12 protein-coding genes and 1 pseudogene are annotated in these 15360 nt (G+C 74.7%); 1 reads left to right on the forward strand and 12 read right to left on the reverse strand.

Annotation, left to right across the window (positions count from 1 at the left end; all coding sequences use genetic code 11):
- Positions 1-960 carry a DUF5715 family protein gene (locus tag ACXN5W_RS11600; protein WP_473158270.1) on the reverse strand — a complete coding sequence of 320 codons (960 nt, stop codon included), beginning with the start codon at positions 958-960 and terminating at the stop codon, positions 1-3.
- A 171-nt stretch (positions 961-1131) separates the two neighbouring features.
- The gene (paaK, locus tag ACXN5W_RS11605) at positions 1132-2442 is read right to left on the reverse strand and encodes a phenylacetate--CoA ligase PaaK (protein ID WP_473158220.1); all 1311 of its coding nucleotides are present in this window, start codon (positions 2440-2442) and stop codon (positions 1132-1134) included.
- Between the two features lie 203 nt (positions 2443-2645).
- Here paaK and ACXN5W_RS11610 point away from each other — a divergent pair, with 203 nt between their 5' ends.
- On the forward strand, positions 2646-3491 hold the full coding sequence (locus tag ACXN5W_RS11610) for an SDR family NAD(P)-dependent oxidoreductase (RefSeq protein ID WP_473158221.1): 846 nt from the start codon (positions 2646-2648) through the stop codon (positions 3489-3491).
- Positions 3492-3599: 108 nt separating this feature from the next.
- Here ACXN5W_RS11610 and hpnH read toward each other — a convergent pair whose 3' ends face one another.
- The 10 genes and pseudogenes from hpnH to ACXN5W_RS11660 form a co-directional block, all read right to left on the reverse strand.
- Complete coding sequence (hpnH, locus tag ACXN5W_RS11615) at positions 3600-4601, reverse strand: adenosyl-hopene transferase HpnH (protein ID WP_473158271.1); 1002 nt, start codon at positions 4599-4601, stop codon at positions 3600-3602.
- A 193-nt stretch (positions 4602-4794) separates the two neighbouring features.
- On the reverse strand, positions 4795-5748 hold the full coding sequence (gene ispH, locus ACXN5W_RS11620) for a 4-hydroxy-3-methylbut-2-enyl diphosphate reductase (RefSeq protein ID WP_473158272.1): 954 nt from the start codon (positions 5746-5748) through the stop codon (positions 4795-4797).
- A gap of 141 nt (positions 5749-5889) precedes the next feature.
- Positions 5890-6300 (reverse strand): annotated as a pseudogene (locus ACXN5W_RS11625) (phosphorylase family protein); the annotation flags it as partial.
- Complete coding sequence (gene shc, locus ACXN5W_RS11630; protein WP_473158222.1) at positions 6293-8494, reverse strand: squalene--hopene cyclase; 2202 nt, start codon at positions 8492-8494, stop codon at positions 6293-6295. The pseudogene ACXN5W_RS11625 and the gene shc, both read right to left, overlap by 8 nt.
- Positions 8495-8652: 158 nt before the next feature.
- Positions 8653-9678 carry a polyprenyl synthetase family protein gene (locus tag ACXN5W_RS11635; RefSeq protein ID WP_473158223.1) on the reverse strand — a complete coding sequence of 342 codons (1026 nt, stop codon included), beginning with the start codon at positions 9676-9678 and terminating at the stop codon, positions 8653-8655.
- Entirely contained in the window at positions 9675-11024 is a 1350-nt protein-coding gene (hpnE, locus tag ACXN5W_RS11640) for a hydroxysqualene dehydroxylase HpnE (RefSeq protein ID WP_473158224.1), read from the reverse strand. The genes ACXN5W_RS11635 and hpnE overlap by 4 nt, the downstream gene beginning before the upstream one ends.
- Positions 11025-11055: 31 nt before the next feature.
- Positions 11056-11940 carry a presqualene diphosphate synthase HpnD gene (hpnD, locus tag ACXN5W_RS11645; RefSeq protein WP_473158225.1) on the reverse strand — a complete coding sequence of 295 codons (885 nt, stop codon included), beginning with the start codon at positions 11938-11940 and terminating at the stop codon, positions 11056-11058.
- Entirely contained in the window at positions 11937-12869 is a 933-nt protein-coding gene (gene hpnC, locus ACXN5W_RS11650; RefSeq protein WP_473158226.1) for a squalene synthase HpnC, read from the reverse strand. The genes hpnD and hpnC overlap by 4 nt, the downstream gene beginning before the upstream one ends.
- A 140-nt stretch (positions 12870-13009) precedes the next feature.
- Positions 13010-13852 carry a DMT family transporter gene (locus tag ACXN5W_RS11655; protein WP_473158227.1) on the reverse strand — a complete coding sequence of 281 codons (843 nt, stop codon included), beginning with the start codon at positions 13850-13852 and terminating at the stop codon, positions 13010-13012.
- A 6-nt stretch (positions 13853-13858) separates the two neighbouring features.
- Entirely contained in the window at positions 13859-15265 is a 1407-nt protein-coding gene (locus ACXN5W_RS11660) for an MGDG synthase family glycosyltransferase (RefSeq protein WP_473158228.1), read from the reverse strand.
- Positions 15266-15360 lie beyond the last annotated feature (95 nt).

The following is a 15360-nucleotide window of genomic DNA, read 5'->3' on the forward strand; positions in this document are numbered from 1 at the left end:
TCAGCCCACCGCGGCGGGGCTCAGGCAGACGTGCCAGGCCTGCCCCTCGTCGATCACGTTGATCTCGCCGGCCCGCTGCCGGTCGAGCAGCAGCATGGCCAGCGCGGTGTCCGTACCGTTGCGGCGGTGCCAGGCCAACTCGACGTCCGCGGCGTGGCCGGTGCAGTGCGCGCTGGGCGCCAGCGCGGTGTAGCCCAGGTCGCGCAGATGGTTCTGGTGGGCCCGGCTGCGGACCAGGCTGGTCACCCAGAGCGGGCCGGCGCCGCCCGGCGAGACCCGGGCGAAGTCGACGGCCAGCCGGTCGAGCAGCGTCACGACCTCGGGCCGGGTACGCGGAAAACGCAGCCCGGCGGTCCGGGGTTGCAGGTCGGGCACCAGCCGGCGGCGGGCCGCCCGGGCGGCGCGGGCGGGCAGGCTTTCGACCTGCCGCAGGTAGCGGAAGCGCAGCCGGCCGGCCCGGCGCAGCGGTTCGAGATCCACCAGTTCGGTCGACTGGCGTACGTCCCGATCGGTGCAGAACTCCGGCACCCCGCCCCACCACATGGCGTCCACCCGGGACAGCAGGAAGATCCGGACCATGGCCGGCAGGTCGACGGCCGAGCTGCGCGGGCTGGGACGGTACCCGCCGATCTCGTCGAGCAGTCGGCCGAGGGTGCCGGCCACCCCGTCCGGGGTGGCCCGCCACACCGCGTGCAGCTCGGGCCCGCCGGCCCGCGCGGCCACCAGTTCGGCCGCCGCCCGACGTCGGCCGGTGCCGGCGGCGGCGACCACCTCGGCGAGCAGGTCGGCGACGGCTTCCCGGTACCGGGCCAGGTCCGCGGCACCCACCCTGCGGTGCGGCAGGTCGGTGTCGGCCGGGCGGTGCCGGGGCAGCTCGGCGTCGGGGGCCAGGGCGGTCGCGCCGGCCGCCGGTGACCCGGCCGTCCGGCTGCGACCGGTTCCATGATCGGGGGTACGCATCGCATCGGAGGTACGCATCGCATCGGAGGTACGCATCGCATCGGGGGTACGCATCGCGGAGGCTTCCTTCCCGGGCGGGGCGACCATTCGCCGTCGTCATCGGGACGTTATCCGCGATCGGTGAGGAACTTTCTGTTTCGCCCGGATATCCCCCTTCTGGGGAGCCATCGGTCAGTCCGGCAGCTGGCGCCGGTCCACGACGCGGCGCATCTTGCCCAACGACCGCTCCACCCCGTCCGGCTCGATCACCTCGACCGACACCGTCACCCCGATGGTGTTCTTGACGGCCGCCACCAGCGCCGCGCCGGCCCGCTCCCCCACCGCCGGCTCGACACCCGGTCGCCGTTCGACCCGGACGGTCAACGCGTCCAGCCGCCCGCCGCGGGTCAGCACGCACTGGAAGTGCGGCGACAACTCGGGGATACGCAGGATCAGCTCCTCGATCTGGGTCGGGAAGAGGTTCACGCCACGCAGGATGATCATGTCATCGGTACGGCCGGTGATCTTCTCGATCCGGCGCATCGGCCGGGCCGTACCGGGCAGCAGTCGGGTCAGGTCACCGGTCCGGTACCGCACCACCGGCATCGCCTGCTTGGTCAGCGAGGTGAAGACCAACTCGCCCCGCTCGCCGTCCGGCAGCACCGCGCCGGTCTCCGGGTCGACGATCTCCGGAAAGAAGTGGTCCTCCCAGACATGCAGCCCGTCCTTGGTCTCCACGCACTCCACGGCCACACCCGGCCCCATCACCTCGGACAGCCCGTAGATGTCCACCGCGTGCATGTCCACCCGCCGCTCGATCTCCCGCCGCATGTCCTCGGTCCACGGCTCGGCACCGAAGATGCCCACCCGCAGCGAGGTGCCGCGCGGGTCGACGCCCTGCCGCACCAGCTCGTCGACGATCGCGAGAAAGTAGGTGGGCGTCACCATGATCACGTCGGGCTCGAAGTCCCGGATCAGCATGACCTGCCGCTCGGTCATCCCGCCGGAGACCGGGATGACCGTGCAGCCCAGCTCCTCGGCGCCGTAGTGCGCGCCCAGGCCGCCGGTGAACAGGCCGTACCCGTACGCCACATGCACCCGGTCGCCGCGCCGGCCGCCGGCGGCGCGGATCGACCTGGCCATCAACCGGGCCCAGGTACGGACATCCTGCGCGGTGTAGCCCACCACCGTCGGCCGGCCGGTGGTCCCGGACGAGGCGTGCAGCCGGGCCACCTGCTCGCGGGGCACGGCGAACATCCCGAACGGGTAGCTGTCCCGCAGGTCGGACTTGCGGGTGAACGGGAACCGGGCCAGGTCGGCCGGCTCGCGGTAGTCGTCGGGATGCACCCCGGCGGCGGTGAACGCGGACCGGTAGTGCGGCACGTTGTCGTACGCGTGCCGCAGTGACCAACGCAGCCGCTCGTCCTGTACCGCGCGCAGCTCGTCGGTCGACGCCCGCTCGATCGGGTCCAGCTCCTCCGGGCGAGGCTCGATCCCCAGCACCGCTCCTCCTCCTGGTCAACTGGCCAGAAGCCTCCTGGTCAACTGGCCAGAAGCCTGCCATGACCATCCCCCGCCGGCCACCGTCATGGCCAGCCACCCAGCCACCCAGCCGGGCCGCCGACCTGAACGGTCAGAGGGGTTAACCAGGGGCCATTCCTACACAAAAGGCGATAACAGGGGGCCCTTCCTTGCACAATCGGGGGGTGCGACAGCGGCTGGATGGAGCGGTCGCGCTGGTCACCGGCGCCTCGTCCGGGATCGGCGCGGCGGTGGCCCGACGACTCGCCACGGCCGGCGCCCGGCTCTACGTCGCCGGCCGGGACCGCGGACGGTTGGCCGCGGTGGCCGACCTGGTCGGCGGAACACCGTTGCTGGTCGACCTCGCCGACCCGGTCCAGGTGGCCGATCTCGCCTACCGGGTGCAGGGGGAGGTGGGCCGGCTGGATGTGCTGGTACACAGCGCCGGACAGGGCTGGGCCGAACGATTCGAGGCCACCGACCCGGCGACGATCGCCGACCTGATCGCGGTGAACCTCACCGCGCCGATGCTGCTCACCCGCGCGGTGCTGCCCGGCATGCTGGCCCGCGGGAACGGCCGGCTCGGTTTCGTGGGTTCGATCGCCGGCCGGCTGGCGGTCCGGGACGAGGCGGTCTACTCGGCGACCAAGGGCGGGCTGAGCGTGTTCGCCGACTGCCTCCGGCAGGAGTTGCGGGGCAGCCCGGTCACCGTCACCGAGCTGGTCCCCGCAGTGGTGGACACCCCGTTCTTCGTCCGACGCGGCCGGCCGTATCCACGGCGCACCCCACGTGCTGTCCCGGCGGACCGGGCCGCCGCGGTGCTGTTGACGGCGCTGCTGACCGGCCGGGACGAGGCATACCTGCCCCGCTGGCTTCGCCTGCCCGTCGCCATCCGCGCCACCGCCCCCACCACCTACCGCCGCCTAGCCGCCCACTACACCCCCACCCCCACCCCCACCCCCACCCCGGCCCCGGCCCCGGCCCCCACCCCCACCCCGGCCCCGGCCCCGGCCCCCCCGGTTTGTTGCTGAGTTGGTGGGGGTGTTTGGGGGTTAGAAAACCACTAACCTCCTGGTCCACCGGGAGGGGTGGGAAGGAGGGGTGGGGTGGGTGGGGATCGGGTGGGAGGTGGGGTGGGTTTAGTTGGCGGCGCGGATGGCGCGGAGGGACTCGCGTAGGGATGACATGGTGGCCAGTACGGCAGTGGGCTCGTAGCCGCAGTGCGCCATGCAGTTGTTGCAGCGGGCGTCCCGGCCCCGGCCGTACGCCGACCAGTCCGTGGTCTCCACCAACTCCTTGTACGTCTTCGCGTAGCCGTCGCCCAGCAGATAGCAGGGCTTCTGCCAGCCGAACAGCGAGTACGACGGGATGGCCCAGGCGGTGCACGGGAAGTCGACCCGCCCCTCCAGGAAGTCCAGGAACAGCGGCGAGTGGTTCAGCCGCCACCGCTTCCGCCGGCCCTCGGCGAACGCCTTCCGGAACAACGCCCGGGTCTCCGTCACACCGAGGAAGTGATCCTGGTCCGGCGCCTTGCCATAGGCGTACGCCGGAGAGATCTGCATCTGGTCCACCCCGAGGTCGTCATTGAGGTAGTCGAGTACCTCGATCACGGTCTGCGGGGTGTCCGTGGAGAAGAACGTGGTGTTCGTGTTCACCCGGAAGCCACGCCGCTTCGCGTCCTGGACCGCCGCCACCGCCTGGTCGAAGACGCCCTCCTTGCACACCGACGCGTCGTGCCGGTCACGCAGGCCGTCCAGGTGGACCACGAAGGAGAGGTACTGGGACGGCCGGAACCCGTCGATCTTTTTGGGCAGCAGCGCGGCGTTGGTGCAGAGGAAGACGTACCGGCGCCGACGGACCAGTTCGGCGACCATCTCGTGGATCTGCGGATGCATCAGCGGCTCACCGCCGGCGATGGACACCATGGGCGCGCCGCACTCCTCGACCGCGGCCAGGGCCTGCTCCACCGGCATCCGGCGCTTCAACACGTCCGCCGGGTGTTGGATCTTGCCGCAGCCGGCGCAGGCCAGATTGCAGGCGAACAGCGGCTCCAGTTCGATGAGCAGCGGAAAGTGCTCGCGTCGACGCAACTTCTGGCCCACCAGGTAGCGACCCACCCGGATGCTCTGGCGCAACGGCATGCTCACGGCAGCAACTCCTCGTTCGCGACTGCGGGGCTCACTCGCTGCGCTCGCTCACTCCTCGCGCTCACAGCAACCCCACTGCTCACGACTGCGGGGCTCACTCGCTGCGCTCGCTCACTCCTCGCGCTCACGGCAACCCCACTGCTCACGACTGCGGGGCTCACTCGCTGCGCTCGCTCACTCCTCGCGCTCACGGTCGGACCTCCTTTGGAAGGGTGAACTGGACGTCCTCGACGCTGACGGGGTTCTCCCGTACCTCCTCGGCGCCGAGACCGCGCAGCGCGGCCACGGTCTGGTCGACCAGCCACGGGGGCGCGGACGCGCCGGCGGTGACCCCGACCGTGCGGGCGCCGGCCAGCCAGCGCAGGTCCACCGCCCCGATGTCGTCGACCAGGTGGGCCGACGTACCGGCCCGGTGGGCCACCTCCACCAACCGGCGGGAGTTGGACGAGTTGGCCGAGCCGAGCACCAGCACCACGTCCGCGGTGGCGGCGATCGCCCGCAGCGCGGCCTGCCGGTTGGTGCTGGCGTAGCAGATGTCGTCGCTGGGCGGCCCGGTCAGCGCCGGGAACCGGCGGCGCAGCACGGCCAGCACGTCGGTCACGTCGTCCACCGCGAGGGTGGTCTGCACCAGGTACGACACCGCGCTCGGGTCCGGCACCTGGACCCGCTCGGCGTCCCGGGCGTTCTCCACCAGGGTGATCCGGCCCGGCTCCTCCCCCAGCGTGCCCTCCACCTCCTCGTGCCCGGCGTGCCCGATGAGCAGCACCGTGCCGCCGCGACCGACGAACCGGCGCGCCTCGCTGTGCACCTTCGCCACCAGCGGGCAGGTCGCGTCGATCACCGGCAGCCCCCGCCGGGCCGCCTCCTGGCGGACCGCCGGCGCCACCCCGTGCGCGGAGAAGACGGTGAGCGCACCGTCCGGTACCTCGTCGAGTTCGTCCACGAAGACCGCGCCCCGGCGGCTCAGTTCGGCGATCACGTGGGTGTTGTGCACGATCTGCTTGCGGACGTACACCGGTGGGCCGTGCCGGTCGATCGCCCGCTCGACCACCCCGATGGCCCGCTCCACGCCGGCGCAGAACGACCGGGGGGCCGCCAGCACCACCCGCCGGACGCTGGTGGCCGCGGCCCACTCGGCCAGCGCCGGTCCGACCGGGTCGAGCGCGCGCAGCGCGGCCCGCAGCCGACCCGGCGTGGCCGGCGAGAACAGCGGGTACGGCGGGACGTCGGCGACGGTCCGCACGCAGGCGCGCGGGCCGGGTGGCCCGGCGGCGAGCGCCGCCGCCGACTCGGTGTCCACCGCCAGCGCGCCGGTGCCGGCCAGCCGGTCCCGGTGGGCGCCGTACACCAGTCGTCCCGTGGTCAGCACCGGCCCGAGGTGGACGGTCCGGCCGCGGCGGCGCAGCGCCGCGGCCAGCAGCGGGGCGCTCGGGCACGGCACGACGCCGTGCGCGCCGCGTACCTCGGTGGCCACCACCACGTCCCCCGGGCGTAGGCGCGGGGTGAGACCGCCGGCGATCCCGGCCACGGCCACGGCCCGGGCCCCGGGTCCGGCCGCGCTCCGGGCGGCGGCGGCCGGGCCGATGCCGGTACGCCGGACCGGCGCGTCGGGCGGCAGCCCGCGCCGCAGCCGCCGCACCTCGGTACGCATGGCCGCCAGCAGCAGCCAGTCGGCTCCGTCCGGGCTACTCATCGCCGCTCGTCCCGACGCCGACCGGGCGACCAGCACCCGCCGCCGGTGCCTTCGGCGCCGGCCTGCCGGACCGCGCGTCGTCGGCCGCCGCGCCAGCCACCACCGCGCCACCCGATGCCGGAGCAGCCACCACCGCGCCAGCCGGCGCCGCACTACCCGGTGCCGGACCAGTCAGCGCCGGGCCGACCAGCCGGCCCAGTGCGCTGACCGGGAAGACCAGTCGGTAGAGGTGGTAGTTGATGTAGAAGTAGCCGGGAAACCCGGTACCGGTGTACGGCTCCTCGTCCCAGCCGCCGTCGGGGCGCTGGTGCTCCACCAGCCAGCCGATCCCGCGCCACGCCTGGTCGGTGCCGCCGGCCCCGGCCGCGTGCAGGGCGAGCAGCGCCCACGCGGTCTGCGAGGCGGTCGAGGCGCCCCGGCCCCGCCAGCCGGGCTGGTGGTACGAGCGGATGTCCTCGCCCCATCCGCCGTCGGCGTTCTGCACCCGGCCCAGCCAGTCGAGCGCCCGCACGATCGCCGGGTGGTCGACCGGCAACCCGGCCGCCACCAGCGCCGGTACGGCCGCCCCGGTGCCGTACACGTGGTTGACCCCCCACCGGCCGAACCACGACCCGTCCGGCTCCTGCGCCCGCAGCAGCCAGGCCACCCCCCGGCGGACCGCGGGTGACCCGGCGCCGCCCTGCACCGCCAGCGCCTCCACCACGTGCGCCGTGACGTCCGCGCTGGGCGGGTCGATGACCTCGCCGAAGTCGCAGAACGGCAGGTCCCGGGCGATCGCGCGGGTGTTGTCCGCGTCGAACGCGGCCCAGCCGCCGTCCCGGGACTGCATCGCGTGCAGCCACCGGTGCCCGCGGCGGACCGCGGCCACGGTCCGGTCGGTGCGGCCCGTCCGGCCCAGTGCCAGCAGCACCTCGGCGGTGTCGTCGGTGTCCGGGTAGCCGTCGTTGTCGAACTCGAACGCCCAGCCGCCGGGCTCGGCGTCGGGCCGGCGGACCGCCCAGTCGCCGGTCACCCGGATCTCCTCGTCGAGCAGCCAGTCGGCGGCACGGCGCAGCGCCGGGTGCCCGACCGGCAGGCCGGCGTCGGTCAGTGCGATCACCGCGAGCGCGGTGTCCCAGACCGGCGACTGGCACGCCTCCAGCCGGCGGACCGGACCGGCCGGGGTGTCCGCCCGGACGGTGAACCGGTCCAGGCCGGCCAGCCCGGCGCGCAGTACCGGATGGTCCAGCGGATAACCGAGCAGGTGCAGGGCGATCAGCGAATAGACCCAGGGCGGTTGGATGCCACCCCACGAGCCGTCCGACTCCTGCCGCGCGATGATCCACTCGGAGGCCCGCCGCAGCGCCTCCCGACGCAGTGGCCGGACCGGGTGCCGGTCGTAGCGGCGCAGCGCGCCGTCCAGCCGGCGCAGCCAGCCGGCCCGGCGGCGTCGCGAGGGCTCGACCGGGGGACGTTGGCCGGTCCGCAGTTCGGTAAGCGTGAAGCCGAGCGGCCGGACCGGGCACAGCGTTCGGACGATCGACAGCGGCACGATGGTCTGCCGTGCCCAGCAGGCGAAGTCGTAGATGTTCAGCGGCACCCACGGGGGCAGCAGGACCACCTCGGGGGGCACGGCCGGCAGGTCCCGCCAGGGCCACTGGCCGAACAGCGCGAGCCAGATCCGGGTGAACACCCGGGTGTTCTCCAGACCGCCGTTGGCCAGCACGAACCGCCGGGCCCGGCGCAGGTGTTCGGCGTCGGCGGGGTCGCCGGCCAGTCGCAGCGCCGCGTACGCCTCGACCGTGGTGGACAGGTCGTCCGGCCCGCCGGCGAAGGTGGCCCAACCGCCGCCGGGCTGCTGCCGGGACCGGATCCACCGGGCCGTCTCGGCGAGCTGTTCCGCCGTGAGTACGCCGAGGAAGTGCCGCAGCAGCAGGTCCTCGGCCTCCATGGTGACGTTGGTGGCCAGCTCGCCCTGCCACCAGCCGGCCGGGTCCTGCAGTCCGAGCAGGTGTTCGCGGCCCCGGTCCAGCGCGACCCGCGCCCGGTCCCGGAGCCCGTCGTCGGGTCCGTCCGGTAGCGGCGCGACCCGGATCACCGGTTCGAACTGGATCACTGGTTCGGACTGGACCAGCGGCTCGGCCCCGGGCGGCGGCATCGGCACGGTGCCGGTGAGCGCCGCCGGTGCCACGCCGACCCGGGATTCCGCTGCCACCCCGACCGGCGCCTCAGAACCCGCCGAGCCGACCGGCGCTGCCGAGCCGGCCGGCGCCACCGAACCGGCCGGACCCGCCGGCGGACTGGCCGGCGCCGCCGAATCCGGCGGACCGAGCGGGGCCGGCGCCGGACTGCCCGGCCTGTTCCGGCGGGCCATCAGTGGTCCCGGCCGGTGATGAAGTGAGCGATCGCCACGAACTCGTCGTGCGCGTCGGCGACGCCGGCCGGACCCGCCAGCGCGTCCAGTTCGGCGAGCGCCTCGGTGAGCAGCCCGTCGGCCCGCTTGGCGGTCCAGTCCCGGGCGCCGGTCTCCTCGATCAGCGTCGCCGCGAGCGCGAGGTCGGCGTCGGACAGCTCGCCGGGCTGTGCGTACAGCTCGGCCAACCGAACGCTCGCCGGGCCGCCGGCGGTGAGCGCCCGGACCACCGGCACCGACTTCTTCCGGGCCCGCAGGTCGGCCAGCACCGGCTTACCGGTGACCGCGGGCTCACCCCAGATCCCGAGCAGGTCGTCGGCGAGCTGGAAGGCGAGGCCCAGCCGGTCGCCGTACCTGCCGAGTCCGGCCCGCAGTACCGCCGGCGCGCCACACAGTTCGGCACCGATGGTGGCGGCGCAGCTCAGCAGCGCCGCGGTCTTGCCCCGGGCCATCGCCAGGCACTCGTCGAGAGTGACGTCCGCGCGCTGCTCGAAGGCCACGTCGTCGGCCTGGCCGCCGATCAGCCGCCGGACGGCGTCGGCCAGGCAGCGGGCCGCGGCCGGGCCACCCGGCGGGGGCGACTCGGTCAGCAGTTCGCCCGCGAGGGCCAGCAGCGCGTCGCCGGCCAGGATCGCCGGGCCGAGCCCGAACGCGGCCCAGGCGGTGGGCCGGTGCCGGCGCTCGGTGTCACCGTCGATGATGTCGTCGTGCAGTAGCGAGAAGTTGTGTACCAGTTCGACCGCGACGGCCGCGGGCACCCCGTCCCGGGCCGGTCGACCGGCGGCGCGGGCCGAGAGCAGCGCCAGGGCGGGACGCAGTCCCTTGCCACCACCACGGGTGGTCGGTACGCCCTCGGCGTCCCAGAAGCCGAGCTGGTAGCCGGCGGTCCGGCGGGTCCGCTCGTCGATCCGGTCCAGGGCCAGCCGAAGTGCCGGCCGAACCAGTTCGTCGACCTCGCTGAGGATGCCGGGCAGCGTCATGGTCATGTCAGCGCCTCCGTCGTCGTTGTACGCGCCCCGAGGTGGGCGAGGACGACGTCGGCGGCCCGCTGGCCGCTGCGTACCGCGCCCTCCATGGTGTCCGGCCACCCCGTGTCGGTCCAGGCACCGGCCAGGGCCAGTCCGGGCAGCCTGGTCCGCGCCGCCGGGCGTACCGACCGGGTGCCGGGTGCCGGCCGGAACGTGGCCCGGGGTTCCCGGGTCACGAAGGCGTCCCGGACCGATGTGCGGGACGCCGCCGGGAACAGCTCGCCGAGGGCGAGCAGTTGGATCCGGATCAGGTCGGCGGCGGGGCGGCGCAGCACCGCGTCGGCGGCCGAGAGCGAGACCACCAGATACTGACCGGACGAGCCGGGCGGGGTGCGGTCGAAGATCCACTGTGCCGGGCTGTCCAGCGCCGCGGCGAACGGCAGGTCGGTGACCGGGCGGTCGTACCGGATGTGCACGTTGACGATCGGCGCGGCGCCGAGCCGGGCCCACCGGTCGCGGTCCGGCGCGGCCTCCGGCGGCACGATCCGGGCGGCGGCCTGGTGTGGCACCGCGAGCACCAGCGCGGCGGCGGCCAGCCGGGTGCCGTCGAGGTGAACCTCGAAACCTGCGCCCGTCGGGTCGATCCGGCGCACCGGGTCGCCGGTCAGCACCGTGCCGCCGGCCCGGTCCAGCTCGGCGTGGGCCGGCCGGCCGTGCAGTTCGGACAACGGCGCCGCCGGTAGGCCCAGGTCGCCCGCGTCGGCCGTGTCCAGCAGGCCGGTCCGGAAGACCCGGGCGGCGAGGGCGAGGGACGCCTGGGCCGCCGGGGCGTTCAGCGCGGCCACACAGACCAGGTCCCACAGCAGCCGTACGGTCGCCTCGTCCTGGCCGTGCGCGGTGAGCCAGGCGCCGAAGCTGACGTCGTCCGCCCCGGGATCGTCGGGGTCGACGTGCCGCAACGCCGCCGCGGCCCGGATGGCGGCCAGGCGTCGCGCCGGTCGCAGCGGCCGGTAACCGGCCAGCGCCGGCAGCAGGTGGGCCGGCGCGGGCAGCCGGCGGCTACGGGCCAGCCGGTGTGGCCGGGCGCCGGGCCGCAGCACCGGTACGGCGAAGGCGTCCTGCTGGGTCACCAGGCCGGCGCTGCCCAGCCGGGCCAGCAGGGCGCGGTACGCGGTGTAGCAGCGCAGGAACACGTGCTGGCCGGTGTCGACGGTCAGGCCGTCGCGGTCGAACGAGTAGGTGGCGCCGCCGAGCCGGGGACGGGACTCGACAAGCGTGACCGGATGCCCGGCGTCGGCCAGCCGCAGCGCCGCCGTGATCCCGGTCAGCCCACCGCCGACCACGCACACCCGGTCGCCGGTCACCGCGCCGCCCCCGGTCGGTCCGCACCGGCTGTCATCCGCCGCTCCCGGCCATCGCGCGGGCCGCCACGTAGGCCTTCTCCCAGCCGGGCAGCGAGACCCGGCGCCGGGTCACCGCCAGCGGATCGGCACTGATCCGGTGCAGCAGCCGGTGGTAGATGCCGGCCATCGCGGCCACGCAGGCGGCGCTGCGGCGGTCGAGCAGGGGCAGCAGCGACAACCCGGCCCGGTAGTACGTCTCGGCCCGACGGGCCTGGAACCGCACCAGGTCGGCGAGCTGGCGGGGCGGGTCCACGAACCGGCCGTCCGCTCCCAACCGCAGGGTGCAGTCGAACCGGCGCAGGTCCTCGGCCGGCAGGTAGATCCGGCCGTTGGCCCGGTCCTCCGCGATGTCCCGCAGGATGTTGGTCAGCTGCAACGCGATCCCGAGCGAGTCCGCCAACCGGGTCGCGGTGTCCCGGTCCGCACCCCGGCGCAGGTCGAAGACCCCGAGGGAGAGCCGGCCGATCGACCCGGCGACGCACCGGCAGTACCCGACCAGCGACTCGAACCCGTCGTACCGGGTGCCCCGCACGTCGGCCACGCAGCCGTCGAGCAGTTCGTCCAGCGCGGCCAGTGGGATCGGCAGCCGACCGGCGGCGTCGGCGAGCGCCGTGAAGACCGGGTCGCCGCCGGTCTCGGGCAGCCGGCGCAGCGCGGCCCGGACCTGGTCGAGCCGGGCCAGCCGGGTCGCGGCCGGCAGGTCGCCGTCGCCGATGTCGTCGATCCGGCGGGCCATCGCGTAGACGGCGCTGAGCGCGGCGCGCCGGTCCGGCCGCAGCAGCCGGATCCCGTAGGAGAAGTTGCGGGCCTCGGTCCGGGTGATCCGCTCGCACTCGCGGTACGCGGCGACCACGGCCGGCGCGGCTGATCCGCTCATCTGGGCCGCACCACCATGGCACGTACCCACCGGCCGGCGATGCCCGCCCGGCGGGGGCGCGGCGGACCGGGCATCGGGTCGTAGCCGGCGCGGCGCAGAGCCGCCAGCGCGGACCGGCCGCCGGCGAGATACCCGGCCACCGCCACCCGGGCCCAGCCGGTCAGCCCGGCCAGCAGCGGGGCGCCGGCGTCCAGCAGGGCCCGGGACCGGTCGGCCTGGAGCCGGATCACGGACCGCAGCGGATCGCTCGCGTACCGGGCGGCCAGCTCGTTCTCGCAGACCCCGAACCGGACGAGATCCTCAGCCGGCAGGTAGATCCGGCCCCGGTGGTAGTCCTCGGCCACGTCCTGTAGATGTTCGACGATCTGCAGGGCGGTGCAGACGCAGTCGGACAGCTCGATCCGGTCCGGGGTGGCGGCGCCGAAGACGTGCAGCACCAGCTCACCCACCGGGTCGGCGGAGAGGTGGCAGTAGTCGAGCAGCCGGTTCCAGGTCGGGTAACGGGTCACCGTCTGGTCCCGGCGGTTGGCCTCGATCAGCCGCAGCAGCGGTTCGGCCGGCAGGTGGCAGCGGACGACCGTCGGGGCCAGACCGGCGAGGACCGGGTGGAGACCGGCGTACCGGGACGCGGCGGGGTCGCCGCCGGCCGCCGTGGCGAGCAGTTCCTGGACCTGCTCGGCGAACCCGTCCAGGGCGGCGATCCGGACGTCCGGCCGGGCCGACCGGCCGGCGGCGTCGGGCTCGTCGCCCAGATCGTCGACGTACCGGGCGTACCGGTAGAGCGCGAGCAGGTGTCCGCGCAGGTCGGCCGGCAGCACCCGGAGCGCCACCGGGAAGTTCTCGCCCGGCAGCGCGCTGTCCGGCGCGCGGCGCATGGCGACGGCCGGTGCCGGGGGCTGGCTGAGGCCGTTGTTCGTCAGATCGAGCACCGGTGTGCTGCCTTTCGCCCGAGGTCCGCGCCGGCCGTAGCGATCCGGACACGCCTGTGCGTAGTTGAATGCTTGCTCTCAGTGATCGGACCGAGCGTACATAACTTTGCCCGGCCGCACGTCATACGTCCGGAATTCCGTCACCGCGACCGGGTCGTGCTGGCCAACCAGATGCAGCCGCTCATCGCCAGCACACCGGCCGCCTGCACCGCCATCCGGGTCGGGTCGGTGGCCAGCCGCTCCCGGAACGCCGTCACGCCGACCGCCACCCCGATCAGCGGGTCGAACAGGGCGATGGCGGTCAGCGGGGCGGCGATCGGACCGCCCTGGAAGGCGTTCTGGTTGAGCGTCAGCGCGGCCAGTCCGGTCACCACCAGGGCGTACAGCTCCCAGTGCGCGAACACCGCGGTCGGGTGGTCGGCGAAGATCGAGGTGAGTGACTTCAGCAGCGCGGCGGCCACCCCGTACAGGGCGCCGGTCGCGACCCCCAGCAGCACCCCCCGGGCGGCGTCCCGGGCCCGCCACGCCGCCACCAGGCAGCCGGCGAACAGGACACCCACCACCACGGCCACCCGCAGCCAGGCGGCACCGGACGGCTCGGCGATGCCGGGCTGCGGATCGGCTGCCAGCAGGAACATGCTCAACCCGACCACCCCGAACGCCACCACCACCGCGTCGCGGCGGTGTGGCCGGCGGCGTTCCAGGGCCGCCTCCATCGGCAGGGCCATGAACACGCCGCTCAGCAGCAGCGGTTCCACCAGGGCCAGCGCGCCCAGATTCAGCGCGACGGCCTGCAGGACCGTGCCGCCGGCGTCCGGCACCCAACCGAACAGCCAGAGCGGACGCCGCATCAGCCGCAGGATCAGCCGCGGGTCCAGCGTCCGGGTCTCCCGCTCCCGTTTCGCCGCGTGCTGCTCCAGCGACGCGCCGAGGGCGAAACAGGCCGCCGAGGCGAGGCCGAGGGCGACAACAAGCCAGTTCACCGAGGGTCAGCGCTGGGGAACGGCTCGGCCCGCGCCAACGGTGGCCGCGTCGCGCCAGCTTCCGCTCTGGCCCCGGGCGTACCCCCGCCAGGCGAGCAGGCAGACGGCCGCCGCCACGACCACCGCGCCGGTACGTCGCCGCCGTCGCGGCCGCACCGGGGCCGCCGGCGGAACCGCCCGCGTCACCGGGCCGGCCGGGATCACCTCGGCGGCCGGCGCGGCTCCCACCACCGGCGCCGCCGTCACGGTCAAGCCGGCTCCCACCACCGGCGCCACCCCTACGGTCGAGCCGGCTCCCACCACCGGCGCCACCCCTGCGGTCGGCATTGCTCCGGTGCCCGGCAAGCCGCCGGCCGCGGCGACGGCGGCGATCACGGCAGCCGGGTCCGACCGGAACAGCGCCAGCCCGGCCGCCCGCTGCCGGCAGCCACGGGCGCCGTCGGTCAGCTCCACCAGGGTCCGGCCCAGGTCGGCGCGGCGCCGGATCCAGGTGGCGACGCCCACCCGGTGCATGGCGGCGGCGTTCGCCCGCCCGTGGCCGGGAATCGGACGGTACGTCGCCACCGGCACGCCACTGGCCATCGCCTCCAGCGAGGTCAACCCGCCGGCGTTCTCCACCAGCACGTCGGCCGCCCGGAGCAGTCCCGGCATGTCGTCCACCCAGTCCAGGGCGTACCGGATGCCCGCCCGGCGCAACCGGCGGGCCAGGGCGGAGTTACGGCCGCAGAGCACCACCGGCGTGGCCAGCCCGGTCCCGGCGATGTCGGTGGCCGCCCGGGCCACCGCGCCCACCCCCCAGGAGCCGGCCACCAGCAACGCGAGCCGGCCACCGGACGGCAGCCCGAAACGCTCCCGGGCCTGCCGGCGCTCCCCCGCCGAGCCGGGCCGGAAGCCCGGTCCGATCAACCGGCCACCCACCTCGACGGCCGCCGCCCCGAATCGGGCGGCCTGCTCCGCCGTGACCCGATGGGCGGCGCAGTGCAGGTCGACACCGGGCGACACCCAGATACGGTTCACCGCCAGGTCGGTGAGGTAGGTGACCACCGGCACCGGCAACGAGCCGGCCCGGCGCAGCGGGCCGAGCACCTGGCTGACCACCGGATAGGTGGAGACCACGGCCCGGGTGTCGGCCGGCAACGCCCGCAACGTCCGGGGTCGCACCGGCCGCAGCAGCGCCCGGGTGCTCGCACCCGCTCCGGGAAGTGCGCCACCGAGCGCGAACAGGAACCCGTAGCACCAGGGCAGCCGGCACATCATCCCCTGGTACGTGCCCTGCAGCAGGCGTCCGACCCCCAGTGGGAACAGCTCGGCCAGGTCGAGCAGCTCGGTCTGGAACCCGTAGCCGCGCAGCCGCCGCGCCAGTTCCTGGCTGGCGCCGTCGTGCCCCGCTCCGGCGCTCGCTGAAATGATCACGACTCGACCCGCCGGGTGCGTGGAACCCATTGTCGGCATCCGGCCTTCTACCCGCCCCGACGGGGAAGATTCCTGTTCCGGCCCCGGCGCCCGGC

The sequence above is a fragment of the Plantactinospora sp. A48 genome (assembly GCF_055793945.1).

Excerpts from the sequence above, each read along its gene's own strand:
- ACXN5W_RS11600 (WP_473158270.1), bottom strand. The coding sequence starts at position 960 with ATGCGTACCCCCGATCATGGAACCGGTCGCAGCCGGACGGCCGGGTCA.
- hpnH (WP_473158271.1), bottom strand. The coding sequence starts at position 4,601 with ATGCCGTTGCGCCAGAGCATCCGGGTGGGTCGCTACCTGGTGGGCCAG.
- ACXN5W_RS11635 (WP_473158223.1), bottom strand. The coding sequence starts at position 9,678 with ATGACCATGACGCTGCCCGGCATCCTCAGCGAGGTCGACGAACTGGTT.
- hpnD (WP_473158225.1), bottom strand. The coding sequence starts at position 11,940 with ATGAGCGGATCAGCCGCGCCGGCCGTGGTCGCCGCGTACCGCGAGTGC.